Below are 22,817 nucleotides of genomic sequence, written 5' to 3' on the forward strand. Positions count from 1 at the left end.
TGGTTTCGTTTGCCTTCTTTTGTAGGTCCAATTGAGATTAATGAAGTCGACTCAGGAATCATAAAAGTGGGTGACAGCTTTTCTATTTCTCCTAAGGCGAGTTTAAAATCTGCGCTTGGTTCAGGAGCTTTAAATGTTGGAGACTATGTAAAAACATTTGACGTTCGTAGCAAAACGAATGAACATTCGAAAAGTTTCTTTGATCAACCGATAATAGGGAATAGGTAAAATATTTTGCAAAACCTGAGATTGATTTTTCTTTCAACTCAGGTATTTTTTTATATAGAGGGAAAAAAGGAGTGAAACAATGAAAGTACGAAAGGCAAATATAATACATAACGATGAAGAGATCAGAAACGTCTATATTTATGAAAACAAAAAAGAGGAGTATATATTAGTTGCTGTACCGCAGCTTGAATGGTCCAAGATCATTAAATATGAAGAAATCAATGACAAAACAAGAGAACATTTACAAAATTCTATTGCAAAAAGATCGAATGAGAACATTGCCATTTCACTTTCTTCGAAAATTACTCAATGGATACAGGAAATGTAAATTTTCAAGAGGATTTGAGAAACATGTAACCTCTGCTGTCAGACGGAGGTTACATTAGATTGCTTTCTTTTCTCTCTACTAATTCTATGACATCATGTATGTCGACTTGTAATACGGAGCAAATTTTTGCAAGCTTATCTAGAGGAAGGCGCTTCGTTTTGTTGTGGCACATTTCCCATACAAGCGTATGGCGAATATCAGCTTGACGGGCAAGTTCTCGTTTGGTCATTCTTTTTTGTTTCAATAAATTGTCCAATTTAATATGTATAACATATTCTTTTTTTTCCACTATGTTCACCCTTATTTGTCATATCTTCTCGGGATTTAGAAAATATTCTATCAATGTTCTTTCGTTCATTCAACCCTCTTTTATCAAAATTTTCCTTCTTTTTTATATGAATTTAACAAATGGGGGAAAGAAGGAGTCCTTCTGTTATAAAAATCATGATCATGCAATCTTTATAACAAGTTTGCCATACATCGCAAAAAGACACATACAATCACATTGCGTGTTTTTCGGTATCACGCATAAAACTTCAAATTAGTTTTTCGGTGAAAAATGATCGAAAATTCTATAAAATAAATATGAAAGATCGAAAAAAGGATCTTTTCAAGGGAGTGTGATACTTTGAATCATCAAGAAATCGAAAAAATCAACAAGATCTTCTTAATGCTTGAAAGGGAGTTAGACGAAACGAAAAAGGCGCTTGATAATATCAATAAGAGCATTGACAAATACGATAAATATCAATATACGAAAATTGTATAATGAGGCGACGACCAAATTTGGTCGCCTTTTTTATGATAATATATATAATTTATAGTATAATAATTGTAAAACATCCATAGATTTCAAGCTGAATATAAATCAGATCAAAAGGAGGGGATGGCATTAAAAAGTGAGTTATTATTAAACAAAGTTCAAGTGGCAATGTTTATGAAGGATGCGGTCGAAAGGTCTGTAGACTGGCTTTATTTGCGGAATCTTTTGCATCGTTTTATCGAATCTAAACAAACATTTCCTTTTGCAGAGCTTTGTTATTTGCATGCGAACGTATTCAACAGCGAAAATGATGAAGAAGAATTGTACAAGCTTATGGCAGCTGTTGAATTACTCGTCCTAGCTTTTGATATGTTTGATGATTTGGAGGATCTGGACAACTTTACAGAACCGTGGATGGATATTGATAGAGGGGAAGCGATTAACAGCTCATCCTTTCTTTATACGTTAAGTTTATCGCATATCCATTCGCTGTCATCACCTTATCGTTCTGAGATCCTTGGTCTGTTTCTTGATTATGCTTTGCAGGCTATGAAAGGCCAGCATATTGATTTGGCAAATGCCGTGAAGACAGAAAAAGAATGTTTGCAAATGATGAGATGGAAATCAGGTTCCCTTACAGCTCTTGCAGCTGAAGCGGGTGTCATGTTTGCATGCGGGAAAAGATACGAGGAAGTTAAGGAATACGGGCACCAAGTAGGGATTGCCGGCCAGATTGAGAATGATTATAAAGGATTGTTTACTCCGCATAAACAGGACAGGAAGTTTTTGAAGCCGTCACTGGCATTACTTTATTTGCAAAGGAAATTTAATCAAACAAGCGTGGATATTTTACAATATGTGCACAGCGGAAAAGACTTCGACGAATACTTTGGAAGCATTGTAGCTTTTAAAGAAAAGCTGTTGGAAGCGGGAGTCACCCAATATTTAAATGTGATGAAACACATCGCGCTTAAGAAGGCTGAAACTTATATAAAAAAACTTCCGCTGCCTGCTGAGAAATTGGATGAACTATTAACAAATTTAATCAAAAAATAAAAAAGGAGAGATCAATATGCAAGAAATCGTAAATTTCTTAATCGAAAACCCTGATGTTTTGGAGAAAGTCGTGAATGGACAAGCTAGTTTGATTGGAGTTGAATTGGAAGAATTATTGGGTATAATTGATGGGTTTGTAGATACGCTTTCTGCAAATTACAGCTATTGGTTATCATAATTTTAAAACGTTAAGCGGTGGGTAGTGTTGATTGAAAAGTTTAAAATAATGGATAGATTTTATAAATTATTAGTCATCATTAGCGTTTTCATTGTTTCTCATTCATTATATCTATTTTTTAAAGCTCCATATATTGGAGCTAATCTTAAATTAAATGAGAAAGGTCAAGTTGAAATCGTTGATTTAGATCCTGCTGCTTGGGCGAGCAAAGCGGGGATGAAAAAGGGGGATATATTATTAGAACTTAATGGAGAAAGAATTCAAGGTATAAATATTCAACTTCAACAAGACAGTATTTTAAAGATTAAATCTCAAGATGGAATTAAAGTATTAAAAGTAGAAAATTTAATTTTTTCTGAACATTCCTTGTACATGCTCATTATTCCATTAATTATTTATTTTCTTTGTTTGTTTTGCAGCTATTTTATATATAAATCAAATGAAAAAATAAATAGTATTTCTCCATATTTTTTAAACATTTTTTTATTGTTTATTTCTTTAGCTTATTTAAGCGGCAGTGCTTCGGCACGTGGTGATCATGTTTCACAATACTTAGTGCTCTTATTTTTTATTAGTGTTCCAGTCATTTATTTACATTTTTTATATTATTATTTTCTTGAATTTGGAAACGTATTGTTCAACAAAAAACTGATATATGCAGGGTATTTTATCGTTTTCCTCAATATAGTTGCGAGAATCATTGAAGATTTTTATAATCATTTAAGTTTATTCACAAAATTCTTTAGTTTATTTTCTTTTTTAGTTGTCTTTTTTATAAGCTTTGTTACCAAAATTGTTGGTTTAAGAAAAGTTAAATTTTCTGAAATTGAATACCCTGTCAAAGTACTAATCGTTACAAACGTTATTGCTTTTTCACCGTTTATTGTTCTATATGTCATCCCTTATTTGTTTTTGGAACAAGCAATTTTTTCGCCTGCCCTTTTAGCGTCATTTTTGTTATTAGTACCTTTTTCCCTTGTGTATCAGTTTCTATCATCAAAGATATATGATATTGAGTTTATTCTAGGCAGAGTCAAATATTATGCTCTCCTTTCCATTTTGCCGACTATCTTTTTAGTGGCTTTTATCATACTGCTAAAAGAACATAATCCCAAAATTTACCCTATTCAACTTTCAATTATTATATATATATTAATGATATTTGTTTTTTATTTTAAAGAAATTGTTGACTTCCGCTTCCGGTTTAAGCGGTTTTCGGAAAAATATAATTATCAGGACAGCATTTTGAAGTATACGTCAAGGATCCGGAAAGCAGGCAGTTTAAAACAGATGATGGCTGAGTTAAAATCGACCATTTTAGAGGTTTTGAAGGTCAGCCGTGCATACTGCCTTGTTGTTCATGAGGGTGGACGGATCGAAATGGTTGATGATGATGGGGATGGCGGTCTTTTAGAAATTGCCCCATACGAAAAAGATATTTTAAATGCTGTAACAGAAATAGGGAAAATTGTAGAATTTGATAAAGGGTTTGTGTTAACTGTCGGTGAAACGAATAGAAGGAAATATGTTATTATTTGCCTTTCTGTCATTAAAACGCCTAAACTGACTCGTGATGAAATTTCTTGGCTGAATTCCCTTGCTTTTTATACGAATGTAACTGTAGAAAACTTTTTGAAAATAGAAGAATTGATGGAAAGGCTTGAAAAAGCGGAAGAGGGAAACAGCAATCCTGCATGGCTCAAAAAACTGCTGTTTACAATTGAAGAAAAGCAGCGCTCCAATTTGGCGAAAGATTTGCATGATTCTGTGCTGCAAGATTTGATTTCGTTAAAAAGGCAATGCGAATTGGTTCTGGAGGAATCTGGACAATATCCTGCTGCTACGATCGAAAAAATTCAGAGCATGAATCAAAACATTCTTGATATCATTCATATGACGAGGGAAACGTGTCAAGAGCTGCGTCCGCAAATTTTATATGACTTGGGACTCGTCAAGGCGGTATCAAAGCTGGTAGCGCAATACGAAGAACAGTGTAATTTTCAAATCCGCTTTAATACGGGGAATTTTAACAAGCAGCTTGATATAAACATGCAGCTTAATTTGTACCGGATCATTCAGGAGCTTTTATCAAATGCGCGCAAGCATTCGAACGCGAAGCAAATATTAATTATGCTCGTCAATATAAGAGAAAAAATTGTATTGCACTATGAAGATGATGGCGTAGGCATCGATGAAGAACTGTTGTATGCGAAAACAGAAAGCATGGGATTGTCCGGAATTAGAGAGAGGGTAAAAGCTTTGGATGGTGAAATGAAGATTGAGACTTCTCCGGGAAATGGATTTCGGGTCTTAATTGAAATTTAATCACATTCTTGACTTGGCTTTTGCCAAGTCATTTTACTGTAGATTTTGTCTAAAGAGGTGGAAAACATGATTCGTATTTTAGTGATTGACGATCATCCTGCTGTGAGAGAAGGGACAAAAGCGATATTGGAAACGGATTCTGAAGTTGAAGTGGATTGTCTGGAGCCTCCTTATACGGCTGAACTTATGAAGAAAATCGATTTTTTGCAATATGATGCAGTTCTTATGGATATGAATTTAGGTGACGTCAACGGGATTGAACTGGCAAAGCAAATAACATCCCAAGAACACCAATGCAAAGTCCTTCTTTATACTGGATATGATGTCAATGATTATATGGAAGAAGCGATTTCCTTAGGCATTCATGGAGTAATCAGCAAGACGGAGTCAAAAGAGAAAATATTATCTCACATTCGCCATGCGTTGCTTGGTGAGATTATTCTATCATTTGATTACGTAAAAAAATTGATTGAACGACAGACATTAAAGTCGCCATCTATGAAAGAAGCAAATGAGCCTTTAACAGATAGGGAAAAAATGATTTTAATGGAAGTCGAAAGAGGGTTAACAAATCAAGAAATAGCAGATAAGCTGCATTTAAGCAAAAGATCGATTGAATATAGTCTGACTTCCATTTTTAATAAGCTGCACGTCAGCTCTCGGACAGAAGCCGTATTAATTGCGAAGTCAGAAGGCATTCTTTAAATAAGGAGTCCCGTCCAATTTGATTGCTAAAAAAGATAAGGCTCATGAATGAACCTTATCCTTTGCTTTCTTTTTTTCTTTTAACTCATCAATTTTGCTGTTTTCCCATAGTTTCACTTTTGTATGGTAAGCTGCGCGGCTGATTAAATGTCCTGCTACAGGCGATGTTAAAAATATAAACAGGATTCCCAGCAAAACTCTTCCATTCATATGGTCTTCAAGCACCCAAAAATATAAGAACACCCCTAGTAAAATAGAGAGCACACCTAATGTCGCGCTTTTGGAAGCCGCATGGTTTCTCGTATATACATCTGGTAGCCTCAACACACCAATGGCGGAAATTAGGCTGAAAAAGGCTCCTTGGAGAATGAGATATCCGATCACAAACTTACTGATTGTTTCGATCATTTTCGATAATTTCTCCTTTCTCCAAGAATTTAGCAATCGATACCGTGCCGATAAAAGCTAAAATTCCAATTAATAAAATAATGTCCAAAAAAGCGCTTGTATCTAAAACAATCGACATGATCGCTGTGATCCCGACTAAGTTAATGCCGATCGCATCTAATGATATGGCGCGGTCTGGAACGGATGGGCCTTTGATGAGCCGAATCATCAATAAGAGAGAGGAAGCAGCGATAAGAGCCAAAGAAATCCAAATAATAAATTCAAACATTAACGGCTCACCTCCTTAATAGCTTTCTCAAAACTGCTTTTTATATCTTTTCTTGCTTGTTCGACATTCGCTATATCCACAGAATGGATATAAAGCGTTTTATTATCATCGGAAATATCAATAACAAATGTTCCTGGTGTTAAAGTAATGAGATTGGATAGAATCGTAATTTCCCAATCTTTTTCCAATTCTGTTTCAAAGGCAAAAATTCCAGGCTCCATTTTCAATTTTGGCGACAAAACGATTTTTAAAACAGCAATATTTGCAAGGACAAGCTCCTTCAAAAAGATGAATATGAGCTTTATGACAGCGGCAATATTGTACAGATAAAATCGTCTTGGAAAAAAACGGCGCAGCGCGAAAAGAATGATAATACCTAAAAGATATCCGATAAAAAATGTGATGAATGAGTAGTCATCCTGCAAAAGCATCCATGTAATGGCAATTATAAAATTTAACAGTATTTGAAAGGCCATGTGATCTACTCCTTTAATACGGCTTCAATATAAAGATCAGGAGAAAGAAGAACCTGTTCTGCCTGTTTGATGTATGAAGAGATAAATTCTGTGCCAAGCCCGTAAAATAATGAGAGAGCAAGTAAGAAAGCAGCTGGAACGTAAAGACTTTTTACTTGACTGGTTTCCCGAACTTGCGGAATTTTTTCCTCTCCCCAAAAACCGTTAATAAATATTTTCATCACAGAATATAGGACTAAAAGGCTTGAAAGCAAGACTACGAAAGCTAATACAAATTCACCTTGCTCAAATCCCCCTTGGACTATTTTCAGTTTCCCGATAAAACCGCTTAATGGTGGAATGCCGGCTAAAGCTAATGCGGCGATAAAAAACATCCACCCAAGTGTTGGGTATTTTTTTATTAGTCCACTGAATTTTTCAAGGTTTGTTGTTCCAGTGATCGAAAAGACGATTCCGACCAAAAGGAACAGCAACCCTTTAATAATCATATCATGGATCATGTAATAAACAGATCCCTCTAAACCTGATTCGGTCATTGTGGACACTCCAAATAAAATGACACCAACGCCTGTCAAAATGTTGTATATCACGATCTGTTTAATATCCGAGAAGCTAATGGCGCCAATAACGCCAAATATGATCGTAAGCACCGCCAGCCATGCGATAAACGTATGAGTAAATGCAATGTCCTGCAAAAATATAAGCGTAAACACTCTTGTGATCGAATAGACTCCAACTTTTGTCAAAAGAGCACCAAACAGGGCCGTAACAGCTGCTGGCGGAGCCTGATAGGAGCCGGGCATCCAGAAAAAAAGCGGGAAAATGGCTCCTTTCAATCCGAATACAATTAAATACATGATGGAGATGGCCGCGATGATGCCGGATGAGCCTAATTCTGCGACTCGCAGGCTCAAGTCAGCCATGTTTAATGTACCTGTTACAGCATATAGAAATGCAACGGATATGACAAATAAAGCGGATGAAATAACATTTACTAAAATGTATTTAATAGTTTCTCTTAATTGCGGCTTTGAATTTCCGTGAACAATTAAAAAATAAGAAGACATGAGCATAACTTCATAGAACACAAACAGATTGAAAAGATCTCCTGTCAGAAAAGCACCGGACACTCCGGTCAATAAAAACATGACGCCGGAATAGTAGAAAAATTTGCTTCGATTATAATCTACTATTTTGTAGGAAAATAGCAAACAGGCAAAAACAATAATGTTTGCCGTTAAAACAAGCAGAATCGCGTACATATCGGCTACAAGAACAATCCCAAACGGCGCTTTCCAATCCCCGACTTCAAGGGAAATGATTCCGTTTGTATGAACATAGTGAACAAGGAAAACGGAAATGCCGATATTTATAACGGAAGAAACAGCGCTTAAATATTTTTGCACTTTTTCTTGTTTATTGAAAAAAATAAGCAATACTGCAGTTACCATAGGAATAATAATCGGTAAAATAATGATATTGTTATTCATTTCTGATCATTTCCCCTCAATTGATCCATATCGTCTGTTCCAAGTTCTTGATAAGATCTGTAGGCTAACACTAAAAAGAAGGCTGTTACTCCAAAGCTAATGACAATTGCAGTTAATATAAGTGCTTGCGGCAAAGGGTCTACATAAGAAGCTGCGTGTTCATCTAACAGCGGAACAGTTCCTTTTTTCAGTCCCCCCATCGTTAAAATGAGGAGATGAGCTCCGTGACTCAAAAGACCTGTTCCAATAATGATCCGCAATAAACTTTTTGAAAGCATTAAATATGTAGCTGTCATAAACAAAATTCCTGCAACAATGGAAGTTACAATCTCCATTATTCCGTCTCTCCAATCGTTTGAATAATCGTCATTGTCACGCCAACAACAACAAAATATACACCGAGATCAAAAATGACAGCAGTCGCAAGATGCGTATCGCCTAAAACCGGGATGTGAACGTGGCCATGTGTATGAGAAAGGAATGGAACTCCGAAAAGAAAGGAGCCGATCCCCGATAAAATCGCAATCAATAATCCGAACGCCGCCACTTTAACATAATTAATGGGCAAAATCGCTTTCACGGTTTTGACATCAAAAGCGATCAATAATAAAACGATTGCTCCTGATGTGATGAGCCCGCCGATAAACCCGCCTCCAGGGGCATTATGGCCAGCGAAAAATAAATGGAACGAAAAAATGATCACGATAAAAAGCACGATTTTTGTAATTGTTTGCAAAATAAGATCATTCGTTTTTAAACCCGTTTTCTTCAACGTCTTTCCCTCCTGTGCGAAGGCGAATCATACTGTAGACAGCAAGCGCTGCGATTGCCAAAACAGTTATTTCAAACAGCGTGTCAAAGCCGCGGAAATCGACTAGTATAACGTTGACGACATTGTATCCGCCGCCCAAGCTATAGCTCGTTTCCAGAAAGTATTCCGCGATCGTTTTTCCAGTGCGTTCGCTGCTTGCGGAAATGGCCAGCAGCGTTACAATCCCCCCGACGCCTGCTGAAATTATAAAATTCACCAGGCGGAATCCTCGAGTTTTATCTTTTTTCTGCAGCTCAGGTAAGAAATAAAAAGCAAGCAAAAACAAGGCAGTTGATACCGTTTCAATAACTAGCTGCGTTAAAGCTAAATCCGGCGCTCTAAATAAAACGAAAAACAGTGCGAGTGAATACCCGACGGAGCTAAGTGCAATAATGGCTGTCAATCTGGATCTTGCCAAAACAGCTGTGATTGAACCGGCTATCATAACAATCGACAGGATCAATTCATAAATTCCGACAGGTGCAGCATCATCAGCAGCAAAAGAGATTGATTGCTTGATGATCATTGTCGCTCCAACTGCCATGATCATAAATGCAAAAATATAGACAAGATAGTCGCGAATAAATCCAGTCATATAAAAGCTTGTCAGCCGGTTGGAAGTTTTGCCTGCCGTTTTTAAAGAATGATCATATAATTGATTGAGCGTCATCCTTTTCGGCTGCAGATCGTAAACTCTTTTCCATTTTGACGCTGTCAAGTATAGGAATATTCCAAGTATCACTACGCCAACTGTCATCCAAAATTCCGCAGTAAAGCCGTGCCAATGTGAAATATGAATGTGAAAATGTTCTCCATCCTTCAACAAGCTAGGCATGACAGATTTCATTGCCGGTTCGATTAAGCTGTAAGCAAGCAAGTTTGGAAAAAATCCAAAAATAACAACAAGGGATGCCAGCACAATAGGCGGAATCAGCATTCCGATCGGCGCCTCGTGGGGTTTTTTAGGCAGATTTTCCAGCTGCAATTTTCCAGCAAATGTTTTAAAAACAAACATCATGCTGTAAATAAATGTAAAAACACTGCCGATCCATGCGAGCACTGGAAGTAAAAACCCCCATGTTTCTGTTTGAAATACATCCATGTTCAATACTCGAATCATACCGGTAAAAAACATTTCCTTGCTTAAAAATCCATTAAATGGTGGAAGACCTGCCATAGAAAACGCGCCGATTAAACCGATCGTAAAGGTAATGGGCATAAGGGACATGAGTCCGCCAAGCTTTCTAATATCTCGAGTACCTGTCTCATGATCAACAATGCCTGCAACCATAAATAGGCTGCCTTTAAATGTCGCATGGTTAATCAAATGGAAAATCGCTGCTAAAATCGCAACTGAATAAAATTCAAAATGATCAAACAAGAGGGCGGCGGAGCCGACACCTAAAAGGGACATAATCATGCCGAGCTGGCTGACAGTTGAAAAGGCTAACATCGCTTTTAAATCCGTTTGTTTCACCGCATGGAAGGATCCCCAGAATAAGGTGAAAATTCCGAAAAGTGAAACGATCCAAAACCATTCGGCACTTCCTGCAAATACAGGTGTGAATCGAGCAACTAAATAAATGCCTGCTTTCACCATCGTTGCTGAGTGGAGATACGCACTGACTGGCGTTGGCGCTTCCATCGCATCAGGCAGCCAAATGTAAAAAGGAAATTGGGCAGATTTAGTAAATGCTCCCAATAAGAGCAGAATAAGGGCTGGGATAAATAATCCATTGTCGGCGATACTGCTGCTTTGGACAATTGTTTCACGAATGCTGAATGTTCCAGTCATGATGTAGAGCAAGATAAATCCGCCAAGCATGGAAAGTCCGCCAAAAACAGTAATAAGCATCGATTTTAGCGCCCCGTAACGTGATCTTTCCCGATAATGCCAATAGCCAATTAATAGAAAAGAAGAAAAGCTGGTAATTTCCCAAAAAGTATATAAAACAATAGTATTATCAGTTAAGACTACTCCAAGCATTGACCCCATAAACATCAACAAATAAACGTAAAACGCATTCAGCTGTTCTTTTTCCTTCGACAAATAGTAGATCGAATAAAGAACAACGAGAGAGCCGATACCGGTAATGAGCAAAGCAAACAGAAGGCTGAGTCCGTCCACATAAACAGCAAAATCAATTCCTAATGATGGAATCCATTTAACAGTTTGTACGATACCTTCTTTATACTTAACTCCCGGCAAAAATTGAAGAAAAAATATGAATAAACATATAGGAAGGGGAAGCACAAACCATCCAGTATGTATTTTCCGAAATGTCTTATATAGGAATGGTACCATGAAAGCAAATAGAAATGGAAATAATATAGCCCAATGCAGAAATGTCATGTAAACCCTCCTTATCCAATGTTTTGGACTAGCTGTATTTTATTGTTCTCAATATTTTTTGCATATATAGCTTTTTAAATTTCAAGTTCATAAGACCACAAATATCGTATCAAAAAAATCATAAAATGTATATTTTTTTGTGAAATTTCCCACCTTGAAAATGAGGTGGTATGATGACAAAAAAGGTAATGACAGCCATTTTAATTTTTATCTTATTATTCAGCATTTCATGGTATTTGCATGAACAAACGAAACAGACGTATGTACATCCATCATATGAGTGGACGCCAATCAATACTTTTTCCAAAAATATGAAGGGAGAAACGTTTGCACCAAGAGAATACATTCGTGTCATCAATTACTTAGAATGAAATGCCAAAAATATTTAAGAAAATACAAGTAAAATCGAGTTTTTTAAAGGAAATTGGCGATTTCCCAGTTTTTTTCTTTATTTACAGGAAGAACAATTTATGAGATGAACAGGAAGTTTTAAAATTTTCTCGGATTATTGTAAAAAACGTTTTTTTATGTTTTCACTAGGAAGGATGCATTTGTTTTTTTGACCGAACCATTTATATCGGTTTTTAGCAATGATCTGATAAAAAAAATCGCGAATTGGTTTCGGGATGATGATGAATCCGTAAAATATTTTCAAAAGCCCGCTTAAGTGTTTGGCGATATGTAAAGCAGCAGTGGATTTTGTATAATAGCGATTCCCATCCGATAATACGAGCGAATCAAAAGATTCAGTCGAAAGGCCGAATTGCTGTAATAATTCCTTTCCCTTGCTTGATTGCAGCGGTGCGAATATAAAAATTTCATCTGGATCGTGCGAAATGATGAAATTTACGGTCGAATCGCAAAAATTGCACATGCCGTCGAAAAGAATGATTTTTTTTGGCTTCATCGATATTCACTCCTTTCTTCTATTTTATAATAAAAAATTCATAAAAAATTTTTTATTTTCCGAAATGGAAGATATTTATTCTTGTTAAATGATATAATGAAGTAACGGTGTTTTCGGAGCAGTGATTCATAAGGGGGGAGGATAACGTGGAGGCCAAGAAGCAGTTATTTATTGATTTTGAATTTACAATGGCTGAGAACAAAATGAATCCGGAAGGCTTTTTTCCGGAAATTATCGAAGCGGGTGTCGTAAAGGTAGAAAGGGGAAAAATTAAAGAGACGTTTTCCACATTTGTAAAACCTAGATTTTTTCCAAAATTAACAGAACGATGTAAGCGTTTTTTGGAAATTACCCAAGAACAAGTTGATAACGGTCTATCGTTTTCCGAATTGGTTCATCTTCTTCGCAAGCTTTCTTTTGGGGAAGAAACAATGATCGTGACATGGGGCAACATGGACATGAAAGTTCTTCGCCATAATTGCAAAGAGCATGGACTGCCATTTCCAATAGCAGGTACGGAGATCGATTTATCAATGGAATATAAAAAATTTTTTGGCGACCGCAATCAAACAGGATTGTGGAAAGCTGTGGAGGAATACGGCAAAAAAGGAATCGGCAAGCATCATCGTGCACTTGACGATGCGTTAACAACTTTTAATATTTTTAAGCTGATTGAAAAAGATAAGCAATATCTTTTGAAACCAAAGCCGCTGACAATTGGTGAACGAATAGATTTAACAAAATTATGGCAAAAGCAAGCGACATGAAAAGGCCAGCTGCAATTTGTAGTGGCCTTTTCATAATGCTTTAAAATATTCTCTCGGATTAAACCTCGAATTGCTAAAGGAATGGAACCATCTTTTCATAATGCTTTAAAATATTCTCTCTCTAATCGATTCAAGTTTTCAAGAGAACGCAATGCCCAATCGCTTCCATCTTCCTCAAGCTCCTTCTTTAAAGCAGCGGAAGCTTCTTTCAGAGAAGTTTCGTAATCAGGAATTTCCCCGTTATAATGGTGAACCATTTTTTTTGGAATATTTGCTTGTTCATTGAAGGAAAGTGCTTTGCGTTCATGAAAGAACGGAACATCAGCTTGTTTCGGCTGGTGCAAATCCCCTTGCATCGGATGTTTTAAAACCGCTTTTACTCTTACTAAATAATGATTCTCCCGAATTTCGGTAACTTCCCCGATATATTTACCGGTTTTATAAATGCCTGTAACGATATCCCCGACTTTTATGTCCAAAGTTTTCCCCTCCAGCAATTGTAATGTTTTCACCTATTGTACACTTTTATTTTCAGAGCAGATGGCATGATAAAGCAAAATTTTGCTATAGTAAAAGATAGAATGGATTTGAAAGGTCGTGATGATCATGGAATGGCTTCTAAATTTTATTCTATATTTTCCGGAAAATAAAATTGAATATTTATATGGTTTTTTGCAAATGGTTCCGTTTATCATTTTAGCTGTAGTTGCGATCATTTTTTTTAAAAAAATATCCCGCAAGGAAGAAGAAAAAGCGAATGAGCTGCTGAAAAAGCTTTCAGAAAATGAGAAAAAAAGAAGCTGAAACCGGGAGGCGATGCCTCCCAACGAATGTTAAGAAAGAGCCGTTTTTAGTCTCTTTAATCCATCTAGGACCATCTGCCGCGGACAGCCGATATTCATCCGCACAAAACCTTCTCCAGCCTTGCCGTATTTACTGCCCAGTTCCAATGCTAATTTTCCTTTTTCAAGCAGCTGTTTTTTTAATTGTTGTTCAGTCATATTTAATGAACGGCAATCAAGCCAAATTAAATACGTAGAATCAGGATGGATTACGTTTATACTTTTTAAATGCTCCCCAAAATATTGTTCGACAAGTTTTACGTTTTCTTCAAGGTAAAGGAGAAGTGAATCCAGCCATTCATGTCCGTTATTGTAGGCTGCTTCCATTGCCGTAATGCCAAAAATATTTAAAGAAAAATGCCCCTGCTTTCTTTTCACTTGTTTAAATTTACCTAATATTTTCCTATCAGGAATGATCACTGCCGAAGCTTGAAGGCCGGCAAGATTAAATGTTTTGCTTGGCGCAATAGCTGTAATGGAATTTTGAGCAAATGATTCACTGATGGAAGCAAAAGGAGTGTGCTTATTGCCGAACAGCAAAATATCTGAATGAATTTCATCTGAAAAAACAAACACGCCGTTTTCTAAGCACAATTCGCCGATTTTTGCAAGCTCCTCTTTTGTCCATACTCTTCCGCTCGGGTTTTGCGGGTTGCAAAGAATCAGCATTTTGACGGATGGATCTGCCAGCTTTTCCGCCAAATCTTCAAAATCGATAGAATAACGCCCGTCTTTTAAAACTAATTCATTCTCCACAACAATGCGTTTATTATACTTCACCATGTCAAAAAAAGGCTTGTATACCGGGGGCTGAATCACAATCCGATCCCCCTCTTCCGTTAATGCTTGGATGGCTATGCTCATTGCTTCCACTACGCCTGAACAAAAATCAAGTGAATCGGCTGAAATTTCCCATCCATGTCTTGTTTTTAGCCAATTTTGAACCGATTTTTTTGTTTTGGAGGCGACGCCAGTATAGCCGTACACACCGTGTTCGACTCGTTCTTTCAAAGCCGCTATGACCGCATCGGGAGATTTGAAATCCATATCAGCTACCCACATTGGCAAAACATCTTCATGTCCGAACAATTCTTTTGTGAAATCCCATTTGTAAGATTGTGTTCCTTTTCTTTTTATTACTTGATCAAAATCACTCATCTTCTCACCTCAATACCAATGTATATGTGCTAAAATACAATTGCAAACATTTTGTACCAATTTGGGGGAAGCGATATGAAACAAAAAGAGACAAATTTATTTATGATTGAACTGTTAAGTGAATGGGATCCGCTCCAACTGGGCAATGATGCTTACGAACTGGAAATAGTTGATTGCATTCAAGCCGTTCATACAATTGATCACCCTTTACAGTTGGCTAGGAAGATTCAGTCAATTTACGAATTCTCTTTTGAAGAGGTTATACCTTTAAAGGAATGTGAAAAAATCGCCAAAAAACTATTGGCGATTAAAAAAAATGCGTCATGCCAATTATTGTAAAAACACTTACCTATTTAGCCGAAACAAAAATCAAAAATGTGATTACTAACATGATATGGCCGCTCTTCAGGCACTAAATGGCCTGTTTGTTTGAAGGAGACAAAACGAGAGATGGGCAAATCTTTCTGAAGCTGGTATCCGACTTCGATTGGAACGATTTTATCTTCTTCCCCCCATACTAATAAGCATGGAATTTCAATCGTTTTTAAGTCTTGTGAGGAAAGATCTCCTTCACGTTCACGAATCATTCGGGTCAATGCTCTGAAAATTTTATCGTCATAAAACGGTTCGCTATATCCGTATATCATGTCTTCGTTAATGAGCGATTGGTCGTGCACGACACTGCATAAGCTTTTCCATACGCCTTGCCTGATAAATTGTCTTTTAACGTAAAGGTAAAAATACGGGAGATATGAACAAAATATGAGAGAGGAAGGCATCTTTTGCATATAACCAGAGCTGCAAATGAGCACAATTTTTTTAAACAAATCAGGTTTTTGCTTAGCTGCATATAAAGAAATTTGTCCGCCCATGGAATGGCCGACAATTACAGCCTGTTTGATTTGCAAACGTTCTAAAAGCTCTATAACCGCTTTTGCCATGTTGTGATAGGAATAGAAAAACTTCGTTGCTTTTTCGGATTTCCCAAATGGGGGAAGATCAATGGCTATAATGGAAAAGTGCTTTTTTAATAAAGGGATTAATTTTCTGTAGCTGAAGGTGGAGGATAAAAATCCATGAATCAGCACGATCGTATCTGTTTGTTGTGGATGATGATAATATTCGTAATATATATTTGTTCCTAATATTTTCATCTTGTGATGGATTTCCTTTAGCAATGCTTATTTCTCCTTTCAGTAATTTTGTACCGTTAGTTTATCCATCAATTTAAAAAATTTTCTGGCATAGTGATGTAAAAATTCTGGAACGTGATATAATTATCTGAAGATTCCATTTTAGGGGGATTTACAAAAATGAAATTGACTGAAAAGGAAACAGAAATTTTAGAAATTTTGGAGGAAGACAGCCGATTAACACCTGAAACAATTGCGAAAATGATTGGACTTTCTGAGGAAGAGACAAAGAAATTGATTTCAGGTTTAGAAGAGAAAAAAATCATCGTGAATTATGCGACAACCATTGATTGGAAAAAGGTAGACGGACATGAAGGCGTAACAGCCATGATCGATGTAAAGGTGGCTCCAAAAAGAGGCGTAGGGTTTGATGAAATTGCCGAACGCATTTATCGATTTAACGAGGTTAAATCGGTTTATTTAATGTCAGGCGCTTATGATCTTTCTGTCGTGATTGAAGGAAAAACAATGAATGATATAGCCCGTTTTGTATCGGAGAAGCTGTCAACGCTTGAATCCGTTTTATCTACAACAACACATTTTATTTTGAAAAAATATAAACATGACGGAATCATTTTTGATCACGAAGATAAAGATAAAAGAATCGTGGTGTCACCATGAAAATGAAGACGTTAAATTCATATTTGTCAGAAACTGTCATAAATATGAAGCCATCAGGCATCCGCAAGTTTTTTGACCTGGCTGCCAATATGGAAGGCGTTATTTCACTTGGCGTAGGAGAGCCTGATTTTGTCACTCCATGGAATGTACGCGAAGCCTGCATTCTTTCCTTGGAACAAGGATTTACGTCTTATACAGCAAACGCTGGATTGTATGAGCTTCGCGAAAAAATCAGCGAGTATTTGTTCAAACGTTTTGATTTACAGTACGATCCGGCTGAAGAAATTATTGTAACAGTTGGTGCGAGTCAAGCGATCGATATAGCTTTCCGGTCTATTATTAATAGCGGGGATGAAGTATTAATAATAGAACCTTGCTTTGTTTCATATGCGCCTCTGGTCACTCTCGCGGGAGGGAAGCCTGTCAGCGTATCTACCTTTGGAGAAGAAGAATTTAAAGTCAATCCGGAAATTTTGGAAAAATATATTACAAGTAAGACAAAAGCCATTATGATTTGTACGCCAAACAACCCGACAGGAACGGTTTTATCGAAGAAAGAGCTGGAAGCAGTTGCACAAATTGCTAAGCGATATGACTTGCTGGTAGTGGCTGATGAGATTTATGCTGAGCTCTGTTATGAAGATGAATATGTAAGCATGCCGAGTATTGAAGGTATGAAGGAACGGACAATTCTTATTTCCGGCTTTTCTAAAGGCTTTGCCATGACAGGGTGGCGGCTTGGGTATATAGCTGCTGACCGAGTTTTTGCGCGTGCAATGTTGAAGGTTCATCAATATTCGATCATGTGCGCGCCGACAATGGCCCAATACGCTGCATTAGAAGCATTGGAAAATGATGAAGATGTTTTATATATGCGGAAAAGCTATCAAAGAAGAAGAAACTACATTGTTCAGTCGTTAAATGAAGCCGGTTTATTTTGCCATATGCCGGGCGGTGCCTTTTATGCTTTTCCAAGCATTAAAAGCACCGGATTGTCTTCCGAGGAATTTGCGGAGAGATTGCTTTTAGAAGAAAAAGTAGCAGTAGTCCCCGGCAATGTTTTTGGCCAAAGCGGCGAAGGATATATTCGTTGTTCATACGCATCATCTATGGAGCAGCTTCAAGAAGCGATGAAAAGGATCAAACGATTTGTACAATCTTTATAATGCTTTTATTGCCTGGCCTAATATGAGGCCAGGTTTTTTTATTTATTTTTGCTCAAATGAGTACATTGTGTTATAATTGATCACCGCATATTCGTTTTAAGCAGAAATTATGAATTAGGAGTGTTTAAATGGCTAATCAATATCCTATCGGGGCTGTTTTAGTTGGTAAAGTGACAGGAATCCAGCCGTACGGTGCATTTGTAGCATTGGATGAAGAAACGCAAGGTCTAGTGCATATTTCGGAAATTGCCCACGGATATGTAAAAGATGTCCGGGATTACTTAAAGATCGGCGATGAAGTAAATGTAAAAATTCTTTCTGTTGATCATGAATCGGGAAAGATCAGCTTATCCATTAAGGCAGTGGAAGAAAAATCAAAACCAATTGCTAAACAAAAAACAGAAAACGAAGCGTCAAGAGGCTTTAACACATTGCGTGAAAAGCTGCAGGAATGGATTGAACAATCAAAACACGAAAATATTATAAAAAAATAAAGACATACGCATCGCTGTCATGGCGGAATTTTACGGAAACGTTATTGTAGAACACGAATTTGCTTTTTAATACTTATTCGTGTTACAAAGACTGCTATCGAACTTTGCCCGGACATTCTTTTAAAGATTTATCGAATGTCATTTCGGTTATAGAAGTTCGAAAAGCGGCAATCCTTCAAGCTGCGCTAATGAAAAAAACCGGCAATTATGCCGGTTTATTTGAACCCTACTTTTCGGTTCTGTCGATTTTAGAAAAAAATTATAGAAGGTTTTTTTACAGAAAATTATGTCGATTTTTTAAGCTCCGAATTTTGATCTCATTGAAATGCTTGTTGTCTTTATCTTGTTTCCGTCTTAGGCTCATTACGGGCAAATTCTGCATCAGGTTTAAATAAGAGAGCAAGATTAATGAGACCGGCAATACCGACTATACCATAAATGATTCTAGATAAAGCAGCATTTTGGCCGCCAAAAATAGCTGCCACAAGATCAAATTGAAAAAATCCGATAAGACCCCAGTTCAGGGCTCCGATTATTGTAAAAAGCAGTGCAATTCGCTGTAAAGTGCTCATGTTGCTACCTCCTTTAAGTTGAATTTTTCCTTATTAACTTGTATCAAAATGAAAAATTTATACATCTGATAGCAGGAATAATGAGCCTGTTTCTGTTTATTGTTTTCTTGATTTCGACAAATATTTTCGATAAAGTGGAAGACATGGCAGATAAATTTTTAGAGATGGAGGAATTGGTTTATGGCACATGTACGTTTTGATTACTCTAAAGCTTTATCTTTTTTTAGTGAGCAAGAATTTACATATTATCAAGATTTTGTAAAGGTTGCCCATCATTCCTTGCATGAAAAATCAGGTCAAGGAAGTGATTTTTTAGGCTGGATCGATTTGCCGCAAGATTATGACAAGGAGGAATTTGCACGGATTCAACAATGTGCCGAAAAAATCCGTTCGGATTCTGATGTATTGCTTGTCATCGGAATCGGAGGTTCTTATTTAGGTGCTCGAGCTGCAATTGAAATGTTGAACCATTCATTTTTTAATGCTCTTTCAAAAAGCCAAAGAAAAGCGCCGCAAATTATTTTTGTCGGAAACAATATAAGTTCTACATATATCCAAGATGTTATTGATTTTATAAAAGAAAAAGATTTTTCCATTAATGTCATTTCTAAATCTGGAACAACGACAGAACCAGCGATAGCGTTCCGAATTTTCCGCAAATTATTAGAGGATAAATATGGAAGAGAAGAAGCGAAAAAACGTATTTATGCTACGACAGATAAAGCGCGCGGAGCCCTCAAAACACTCGCAAATGAAGAAGGATATGAATCATTTATTATCCCGGATGATGTCGGCGGACGATATTCTGTTCTAACTGCTGTCGGGCTTCTTCCGATTGCGGTAAGCGGAGTGGATATTGAAGAGATTATGAAGGGCGCTCAAGATGCAAGAAGAGATTTTTCTTCTTCCGAGCTAATGGAGAATCCAGCTTACCAGTATGCCGTTGCGCGCAATATTCTTTATAATAAAGGGAAAACAATTGAAATGCTCATCAATTATGAGCCGGCTCTTCAATATTTTGCGGAATGGTGGAAGCAGCTTTTCGGGGAAAGTGAAGGAAAAGATTTGAAAGGTATTTTCCCTGCTTCAGCCAACTTTTCGACAGATCTGCATTCGTTAGGACAATATGTGCAAGAAGGGCGCCGGGACATATTTGAAACGATCTTACATGTAGAGAAGGTACGGCATGACATAACGATTGAAGAAGATGAAAGCAACCTGGACGGATTAAATTATTTAGCCGGAAAATCTGTTGATTTTGTCAATAAAAAAGCATTTGAAGGGACTCTCTTAGCTCATACTGACGGGGGCGTACCGAACCTCATTGTTTCCATTCCTGAATTAAACGCTTATACATTCGGATATCTCGTTTATTTCTTTGAAAAAGCTTGTGCAATGAGCGGTTATTTACTTGGCGTTAACCCGTTTGACCAGCCAGGCGTAGAAGCATACAAAATCAACATGTTCGCTCTTTTAGGCAAACCAGGCTTTGAAGAGAAAAAAGCTGAGCTTGAAAAACGCTTGAAATAAAAGGGAATCATGTAAAAAAGAACGGCAATTGCTGAATTTTCCTTTGCCAAGCAGACAGAATTTGATTAAACAGCAGCTGTAGCTATTTCTAGCTACAGCTGTTTTATTTTTGTCTATCTGCTGCCCGCTTCCGACAATTGGAATGCAATGTTGCTCTTTTATTCCTTTATTTAGAAAAATAAATACACAATTTGCTCTTCATCGCAATATTTTTGACTGTCACGTTATATCCCTTCCATTAACAGAAGCCCTTTAACTTTTATCTGTCCGCTGTAAGAGCGTGGAGAATATTATTGGGAAGAGGGATCCGCATAGTTAGAGCAAAATTCGAAATAATAAACCAATTTTTTAACTTAAAATAATGACTTTCCATCAAACGAAAAATTCGCTCGAATATTTGCCGAATGCAAAAATCGCCATTTTCCATAAAGCTTGAAGAGCATCTTTCATGACTACTTTTTCACCATTGGGTAAACATAATAAAAAATGAGCAGGAAGGTGTTTAAGTAATGATTGAAATTTCTTCATCTTTGGAAGGAAAACAATATCCTTTATACGATTTAGAACTGGAATTAAAACAGTTAGGATACACAATTGGAGGGAATTGGGATTATGATCACGGTTATTTTGATTATCTGATGGATGATGACGACGGATACCACTTTTTAAGAATACCGTTTCGTGCTGTCGACGGGCAATTGGATGCACATAATGCAACGGTAAGACTCGGCCGGCCTTTTATTTTAACCCACAAATATAAAGAGGGACTTGACGATCATGCGGCAATTGGAAACTTCCAAGCCTCCTTTAATCAGTTTTCCGAACCGGCGGAAAAAGATGCCGATGTTTTAGAGCCTTATGTTCAATTAGGAGAGACACTAATTCAAGAGCTTGAAAGAAGATTAAATTAGTTTTTTAAAGCTATTAAACAATCGTGTTGAACGACTGTAAAATTGTGGGGAGGGTTTAGAAAAATCTCTTCCCCTCTTTTGATGCCAAAAAGAATGATGCCATTGGAAAACAGGTCATTATGTAATTGCTGAAAATTTTTCCCGATGTCCTGGTCTGTTGGAGATTCAATTGTTAAGCGGGCGCCGTATGCTTTCCCGAGCTCTAATATAACATTCGAAAATCCATTCTGAAATAAGAAGCTATTTAAAAAGACTTGACCAACCACCTGGAAAGATTGAATAATCTCATCAGCTCCCGCCCGTTTGGCATTCAATGTTTGTGTTTTTGTCATCATTTCGCAAATGGTGTACACGGACGGATTTGACGCTTTTACCGTAATTAATACTAAAATCGTGAGCATGTCGGCTTCCAATTCGTTTCTATGTTGATCAGCTGTTATGAAGACAGCTTTTGCCTCTTTAATGTTTGCTTTATTTAAAATTTGATCATCGGCAGGATTTCCTTTAATAAAGTGTATGTTTTCATCAATATAAGGTGCCTCAGATAATGTTTGGTCGATAAGAACAATAGGGCAGTAAAATTTTATAATACGCAGTGTTTCAATAATCTCCTTTGTTTTTTCATTCCAGCCAATTAATAAAAAATGGTTTTTCCCTTTGAAAGGAATTTCCCCGTCAATATAGGCATTTTGCCTTTTTACAGCAGCAGCTGATAAATTCGTAAAATAGGATGTAAAAAATGCTACTCCGGTCAAAATTAGTATCATTCCGAATGTACGTCCCAAAAAAGTTTTTGGAACGAAATCGCCATAACCGGTTGTAGACATTGTTACAAGAGCCCACCATATGCCTTCAAAAGGTGTAGGAAACTCCTTCGGTTCTATGTAAGAAATCATCGTGCCAAACAAAATTAAAATCATTAACACAATAACAGACATTCGGATAAAAACCGGCCACCTTAAATATTGAATCCAAAGCTTTGTCGATTTCATGATTTACTTCCTTTCGTTTCGGCAAGAAAAGAGAAAATTTCTGTAATAATTGTATTGATTTTTTTGGAAACGGCCTCTTTTCCGTATGCATCGACCGCGCGTTTAATCGCCTTGATGGTTTGATCTTCAAATTCTATAATGCTTACATCTTCTTCTGATTCATTGTACAGCTCGATAAATACATCTAACGCATCGTTCATGTTATCAATTGCGGTACTCAGTTGTTTTTTCTCTTCATTATTAAGTTTCATCTCAACACCCCTGTATTAGTATGT

The 22,817-nt window shown here is 36.9% G+C and carries 31 protein-coding genes; 16 read left to right on the forward strand and 15 right to left on the reverse strand.

The features are described from left to right. The first annotated feature begins 9 nt into the window (after positions 1 to 9). Positions 10 to 228 (forward strand): spore germination protein, encoded by a 219-nt coding sequence (locus NSU02_RS04875; protein WP_063387068.1) that lies wholly within the window; start codon positions 10 to 12, stop codon positions 226 to 228. Positions 229 to 307: 79 nt separating this feature from the next. After that, positions 308 to 556, forward strand: coding sequence for a YueH family protein (locus tag NSU02_RS04880; RefSeq protein ID WP_327873263.1), 249 nt, complete (start codon positions 308 to 310; stop codon positions 554 to 556). A 49-nt stretch (positions 557 to 605) separates the two neighbouring features. Here the strand turns inward: NSU02_RS04880 and NSU02_RS04885 are convergent, their stop codons facing one another. Then, positions 606 to 845, reverse strand: coding sequence for a helix-turn-helix transcriptional regulator (locus NSU02_RS04885; RefSeq protein WP_232515690.1), 240 nt, complete (start codon positions 843 to 845; stop codon positions 606 to 608). A gap of 339 nt (positions 846 to 1,184) precedes the next feature. Here NSU02_RS04885 and NSU02_RS04890 point away from each other — a divergent pair, with 339 nt between their 5' ends. The 5 genes from NSU02_RS04890 to NSU02_RS04910 all read left to right on the forward strand — a co-directional run bounded on the left by NSU02_RS04890 (position 1,185) and on the right by NSU02_RS04910 (position 5,583). Continuing rightward, positions 1,185 to 1,325: a DegQ family regulator gene (locus NSU02_RS04890; protein WP_063387066.1), complete on the forward strand. Its 141-nt coding sequence runs from the start codon at positions 1,185 to 1,187 to the stop codon at positions 1,323 to 1,325. 117 nt (positions 1,326 to 1,442) lie between these two features. After that, entirely contained in the window at positions 1,443 to 2,375 is a 933-nt protein-coding gene (locus NSU02_RS04895) for a polyprenyl synthetase family protein (RefSeq protein ID WP_339194508.1), read from the forward strand. A gap of 16 nt (positions 2,376 to 2,391) precedes the next feature. Beyond that, positions 2,392 to 2,553 (forward strand): competence pheromone ComX, encoded by a 162-nt coding sequence (comX, locus tag NSU02_RS04900; protein ID WP_082830253.1) that lies wholly within the window; start codon positions 2,392 to 2,394, stop codon positions 2,551 to 2,553. A gap of 27 nt (positions 2,554 to 2,580) precedes the next feature. Further along, positions 2,581 to 4,878: a histidine kinase gene (locus NSU02_RS04905; protein WP_339194512.1), complete on the forward strand. Its 2,298-nt coding sequence runs from the start codon at positions 2,581 to 2,583 to the stop codon at positions 4,876 to 4,878. 66 nt (positions 4,879 to 4,944) lie between these two features. Further along, positions 4,945 to 5,583, forward strand: coding sequence for a response regulator transcription factor (locus NSU02_RS04910; protein WP_066249242.1), 639 nt, complete (start codon positions 4,945 to 4,947; stop codon positions 5,581 to 5,583). Positions 5,584 to 5,625: 42 nt separating this feature from the next. Here NSU02_RS04910 and mnhG read toward each other — a convergent pair whose 3' ends face one another. The 7 genes from mnhG to NSU02_RS04945 are packed head-to-tail and all read right to left on the reverse strand — an operon-like array spanning position 5,626 to position 11,389. After that, positions 5,626 to 5,991 carry a monovalent cation/H(+) antiporter subunit G gene (gene mnhG, locus NSU02_RS04915; RefSeq protein ID WP_063387064.1) on the reverse strand — a complete coding sequence of 122 codons (366 nt, stop codon included), beginning with the start codon at positions 5,989 to 5,991 and terminating at the stop codon, positions 5,626 to 5,628. Beyond that, a complete protein-coding gene (locus tag NSU02_RS04920) occupies positions 5,972 to 6,259 on the reverse strand; it encodes a Na(+)/H(+) antiporter subunit F1 (RefSeq protein WP_066249245.1) in 288 nt (95 codons plus the stop codon). Before NSU02_RS04920 ends, mnhG begins: the two co-directional genes overlap by 20 nt. Continuing rightward, positions 6,259 to 6,735: a Na+/H+ antiporter subunit E gene (locus NSU02_RS04925; RefSeq protein WP_339194515.1), complete on the reverse strand. Its 477-nt coding sequence runs from the start codon at positions 6,733 to 6,735 to the stop codon at positions 6,259 to 6,261. The genes NSU02_RS04920 and NSU02_RS04925 overlap by 1 nt, the downstream gene beginning before the upstream one ends. 5 nt (positions 6,736 to 6,740) lie before the next feature. Further along, positions 6,741 to 8,225, reverse strand: a complete 1,485-nt coding sequence (locus NSU02_RS04930) for a Na+/H+ antiporter subunit D (protein WP_339194516.1) — start codon at positions 8,223 to 8,225, stop codon at positions 6,741 to 6,743. Further along, positions 8,222 to 8,560, reverse strand: coding sequence for a Na(+)/H(+) antiporter subunit C (locus tag NSU02_RS04935; protein ID WP_066249252.1), 339 nt, complete (start codon positions 8,558 to 8,560; stop codon positions 8,222 to 8,224). Before NSU02_RS04935 ends, NSU02_RS04930 begins: the two co-directional genes overlap by 4 nt. Further along, the gene (locus tag NSU02_RS04940; protein ID WP_130157063.1) at positions 8,560 to 8,997 is read right to left on the reverse strand and encodes a Na(+)/H(+) antiporter subunit B; all 438 of its coding nucleotides are present in this window, start codon (positions 8,995 to 8,997) and stop codon (positions 8,560 to 8,562) included. The genes NSU02_RS04935 and NSU02_RS04940 overlap by 1 nt, the downstream gene beginning before the upstream one ends. Beyond that, on the reverse strand, positions 8,969 to 11,389 hold the full coding sequence (locus NSU02_RS04945; protein WP_339194520.1) for a Na+/H+ antiporter subunit A: 2,421 nt from the start codon (positions 11,387 to 11,389) through the stop codon (positions 8,969 to 8,971). Before NSU02_RS04945 ends, NSU02_RS04940 begins: the two co-directional genes overlap by 29 nt. 170 nt (positions 11,390 to 11,559) lie before the next feature. Here NSU02_RS04945 and NSU02_RS04950 point away from each other — a divergent pair, with 170 nt between their 5' ends. Then, entirely contained in the window at positions 11,560 to 11,760 is a 201-nt protein-coding gene (locus tag NSU02_RS04950) for a hypothetical protein (protein WP_157727911.1), read from the forward strand. A gap of 134 nt (positions 11,761 to 11,894) precedes the next feature. On the opposite strand, the gene NSU02_RS04955 is transcribed toward NSU02_RS04950, so the two are convergent. Next, the gene (locus NSU02_RS04955; RefSeq protein WP_232515738.1) at positions 11,895 to 12,302 is read right to left on the reverse strand and encodes a thiol-disulfide oxidoreductase DCC family protein; all 408 of its coding nucleotides are present in this window, start codon (positions 12,300 to 12,302) and stop codon (positions 11,895 to 11,897) included. Positions 12,303 to 12,442: 140 nt separating this feature from the next. Here NSU02_RS04955 and kapD point away from each other — a divergent pair, with 140 nt between their 5' ends. Further along, positions 12,443 to 13,063: a 3'-5' exonuclease KapD gene (gene kapD, locus NSU02_RS04960; RefSeq protein ID WP_063387101.1), complete on the forward strand. Its 621-nt coding sequence runs from the start codon at positions 12,443 to 12,445 to the stop codon at positions 13,061 to 13,063. 95 nt (positions 13,064 to 13,158) lie between these two features. On the opposite strand, the gene NSU02_RS04965 is transcribed toward kapD, so the two are convergent. After that, positions 13,159 to 13,542 (reverse strand): kinase-associated lipoprotein B, encoded by a 384-nt coding sequence (locus tag NSU02_RS04965; RefSeq protein ID WP_063387055.1) that lies wholly within the window; start codon positions 13,540 to 13,542, stop codon positions 13,159 to 13,161. A gap of 127 nt (positions 13,543 to 13,669) precedes the next feature. On the opposite strand from NSU02_RS04965, the gene NSU02_RS04970 reads away from it, so the two are divergent. Beyond that, a complete protein-coding gene (locus NSU02_RS04970) occupies positions 13,670 to 13,867 on the forward strand; it encodes a hypothetical protein (RefSeq protein WP_063387054.1) in 198 nt (65 codons plus the stop codon). A 29-nt stretch (positions 13,868 to 13,896) separates the two neighbouring features. Here the strand turns inward: NSU02_RS04970 and NSU02_RS04975 are convergent, their stop codons facing one another. After that, positions 13,897 to 15,063: a MalY/PatB family protein gene (locus NSU02_RS04975; RefSeq protein ID WP_339194524.1), complete on the reverse strand. Its 1,167-nt coding sequence runs from the start codon at positions 15,061 to 15,063 to the stop codon at positions 13,897 to 13,899. A 75-nt stretch (positions 15,064 to 15,138) separates the two neighbouring features. Here NSU02_RS04975 and NSU02_RS04980 point away from each other — a divergent pair, with 75 nt between their 5' ends. Beyond that, positions 15,139 to 15,402 (forward strand): DUF1871 family protein, encoded by a 264-nt coding sequence (locus tag NSU02_RS04980; RefSeq protein WP_339194527.1) that lies wholly within the window; start codon positions 15,139 to 15,141, stop codon positions 15,400 to 15,402. A gap of 14 nt (positions 15,403 to 15,416) precedes the next feature. Here NSU02_RS04980 and NSU02_RS04985 read toward each other — a convergent pair whose 3' ends face one another. Continuing rightward, positions 15,417 to 16,217 carry an alpha/beta hydrolase gene (locus NSU02_RS04985; protein WP_063387100.1) on the reverse strand — a complete coding sequence of 267 codons (801 nt, stop codon included), beginning with the start codon at positions 16,215 to 16,217 and terminating at the stop codon, positions 15,417 to 15,419. Positions 16,218 to 16,376: 159 nt separating this feature from the next. Between NSU02_RS04985 and NSU02_RS04990 the strand changes: the two genes are divergently transcribed. The 3 genes from NSU02_RS04990 (at position 16,377) to yugI (ending at position 18,537) form a co-directional block, all read left to right on the forward strand. Then, positions 16,377 to 16,877, forward strand: coding sequence for an Lrp/AsnC family transcriptional regulator (locus NSU02_RS04990; RefSeq protein ID WP_063387051.1), 501 nt, complete (start codon positions 16,377 to 16,379; stop codon positions 16,875 to 16,877). Further along, on the forward strand, positions 16,874 to 18,043 hold the full coding sequence (locus NSU02_RS04995; RefSeq protein WP_186439307.1) for an aminotransferase: 1,170 nt from the start codon (positions 16,874 to 16,876) through the stop codon (positions 18,041 to 18,043). Before NSU02_RS04990 ends, NSU02_RS04995 begins: the two co-directional genes overlap by 4 nt. A 128-nt stretch (positions 18,044 to 18,171) precedes the next feature. Continuing rightward, entirely contained in the window at positions 18,172 to 18,537 is a 366-nt protein-coding gene (gene yugI, locus NSU02_RS05000) for a S1 domain-containing post-transcriptional regulator GSP13 (RefSeq protein WP_063387050.1), read from the forward strand. A 338-nt stretch (positions 18,538 to 18,875) separates the two neighbouring features. Here the strand turns inward: yugI and NSU02_RS05005 are convergent, their stop codons facing one another. Continuing rightward, on the reverse strand, positions 18,876 to 19,109 hold the full coding sequence (locus tag NSU02_RS05005; protein WP_063387049.1) for a DUF378 domain-containing protein: 234 nt from the start codon (positions 19,107 to 19,109) through the stop codon (positions 18,876 to 18,878). A 180-nt stretch (positions 19,110 to 19,289) separates the two neighbouring features. Between NSU02_RS05005 and NSU02_RS05010 the strand changes: the two genes are divergently transcribed. Both NSU02_RS05010 and NSU02_RS05015 read left to right on the forward strand, forming a co-directional pair. Further along, on the forward strand, positions 19,290 to 20,639 hold the full coding sequence (locus NSU02_RS05010; RefSeq protein ID WP_063387048.1) for a glucose-6-phosphate isomerase: 1,350 nt from the start codon (positions 19,290 to 19,292) through the stop codon (positions 20,637 to 20,639). 509 nt (positions 20,640 to 21,148) lie between these two features. Beyond that, on the forward strand, positions 21,149 to 21,550 hold the full coding sequence (locus NSU02_RS05015; RefSeq protein ID WP_063387047.1) for a YugN-like family protein: 402 nt from the start codon (positions 21,149 to 21,151) through the stop codon (positions 21,548 to 21,550). On the opposite strand, the gene NSU02_RS05020 is transcribed toward NSU02_RS05015, so the two are convergent. Together NSU02_RS05020 and NSU02_RS05025 are read right to left on the reverse strand one after the other, a co-directional pair. Then, positions 21,547 to 22,542 carry a potassium channel family protein gene (locus NSU02_RS05020; RefSeq protein ID WP_339194534.1) on the reverse strand — a complete coding sequence of 332 codons (996 nt, stop codon included), beginning with the start codon at positions 22,540 to 22,542 and terminating at the stop codon, positions 21,547 to 21,549. The two genes, NSU02_RS05015 and NSU02_RS05020, sit on opposite strands and share 4 nt — an antisense overlap. Next, entirely contained in the window at positions 22,539 to 22,793 is a 255-nt protein-coding gene (locus tag NSU02_RS05025; protein WP_063387045.1) for a hypothetical protein, read from the reverse strand. The genes NSU02_RS05020 and NSU02_RS05025 overlap by 4 nt, the downstream gene beginning before the upstream one ends. Positions 22,794 to 22,817 lie beyond the last annotated feature (24 nt).

It is taken from the genome of Aeribacillus sp. FSL W8-0870 (assembly GCF_037963755.1).
Lineage (GTDB): Bacteria > Bacillota > Bacilli > Bacillales > Aeribacillaceae > Aeribacillus > Aeribacillus composti.

What these genes read in the sequence shown, in the direction of transcription:
- NSU02_RS04920 (WP_066249245.1), bottom strand. Translation starts at nt 6,259, where the DNA reads ATGTTTGAATTTATTATTTGGATTTCTTTGGCTCTTATCGCTGCTTCC.
- NSU02_RS04935 (WP_066249252.1), bottom strand. Translation starts at nt 8,560, where the DNA reads ATGGAGATTGTAACTTCCATTGTTGCAGGAATTTTGTTTATGACAGCT.
- NSU02_RS05010 (WP_063387048.1), top strand. Translation starts at nt 19,290, where the DNA reads ATGGCACATGTACGTTTTGATTACTCTAAAGCTTTATCTTTTTTTAGT.
- NSU02_RS05015 (WP_063387047.1), top strand. Translation starts at nt 21,149, where the DNA reads ATGATTGAAATTTCTTCATCTTTGGAAGGAAAACAATATCCTTTATAC.
- NSU02_RS04980 (WP_339194527.1), top strand. Translation starts at nt 15,139, where the DNA reads ATGAAACAAAAAGAGACAAATTTATTTATGATTGAACTGTTAAGTGAA.
- NSU02_RS05005 (WP_063387049.1), bottom strand. Translation starts at nt 19,109, where the DNA reads ATGAGCACTTTACAGCGAATTGCACTGCTTTTTACAATAATCGGAGCC.
- comX (WP_082830253.1), top strand. Translation starts at nt 2,392, where the DNA reads ATGCAAGAAATCGTAAATTTCTTAATCGAAAACCCTGATGTTTTGGAG.
- NSU02_RS04910 (WP_066249242.1), top strand. Translation starts at nt 4,945, where the DNA reads ATGATTCGTATTTTAGTGATTGACGATCATCCTGCTGTGAGAGAAGGG.
- NSU02_RS05020 (WP_339194534.1), bottom strand. Translation starts at nt 22,542, where the DNA reads ATGAAATCGACAAAGCTTTGGATTCAATATTTAAGGTGGCCGGTTTTT.
- NSU02_RS04990 (WP_063387051.1), top strand. Translation starts at nt 16,377, where the DNA reads ATGAAATTGACTGAAAAGGAAACAGAAATTTTAGAAATTTTGGAGGAA.
- NSU02_RS04995 (WP_186439307.1), top strand. Translation starts at nt 16,874, where the DNA reads ATGAAAATGAAGACGTTAAATTCATATTTGTCAGAAACTGTCATAAAT.
- NSU02_RS04880 (WP_327873263.1), top strand. Translation starts at nt 308, where the DNA reads ATGAAAGTACGAAAGGCAAATATAATACATAACGATGAAGAGATCAGA.
- NSU02_RS04985 (WP_063387100.1), bottom strand. Translation starts at nt 16,217, where the DNA reads ATGAAAATATTAGGAACAAATATATATTACGAATATTATCATCATCCA.
- NSU02_RS04925 (WP_339194515.1), bottom strand. Translation starts at nt 6,735, where the DNA reads ATGGCCTTTCAAATACTGTTAAATTTTATAATTGCCATTACATGGATG.
- NSU02_RS04950 (WP_157727911.1), top strand. Translation starts at nt 11,560, where the DNA reads ATGATGACAAAAAAGGTAATGACAGCCATTTTAATTTTTATCTTATTA.
- NSU02_RS04970 (WP_063387054.1), top strand. Translation starts at nt 13,670, where the DNA reads ATGGAATGGCTTCTAAATTTTATTCTATATTTTCCGGAAAATAAAATT.
- yugI (WP_063387050.1), top strand. Translation starts at nt 18,172, where the DNA reads ATGGCTAATCAATATCCTATCGGGGCTGTTTTAGTTGGTAAAGTGACA.
- NSU02_RS04895 (WP_339194508.1), top strand. Translation starts at nt 1,443, where the DNA reads ATGGCATTAAAAAGTGAGTTATTATTAAACAAAGTTCAAGTGGCAATG.
- NSU02_RS04975 (WP_339194524.1), bottom strand. Translation starts at nt 15,063, where the DNA reads ATGAGTGATTTTGATCAAGTAATAAAAAGAAAAGGAACACAATCTTAC.
- NSU02_RS04930 (WP_339194516.1), bottom strand. Translation starts at nt 8,225, where the DNA reads ATGAATAACAATATCATTATTTTACCGATTATTATTCCTATGGTAACT.
- NSU02_RS04945 (WP_339194520.1), bottom strand. Translation starts at nt 11,389, where the DNA reads ATGACATTTCTGCATTGGGCTATATTATTTCCATTTCTATTTGCTTTC.
- mnhG (WP_063387064.1), bottom strand. Translation starts at nt 5,991, where the DNA reads ATGATCGAAACAATCAGTAAGTTTGTGATCGGATATCTCATTCTCCAA.
- NSU02_RS05025 (WP_063387045.1), bottom strand. Translation starts at nt 22,793, where the DNA reads ATGAAACTTAATAATGAAGAGAAAAAACAACTGAGTACCGCAATTGAT.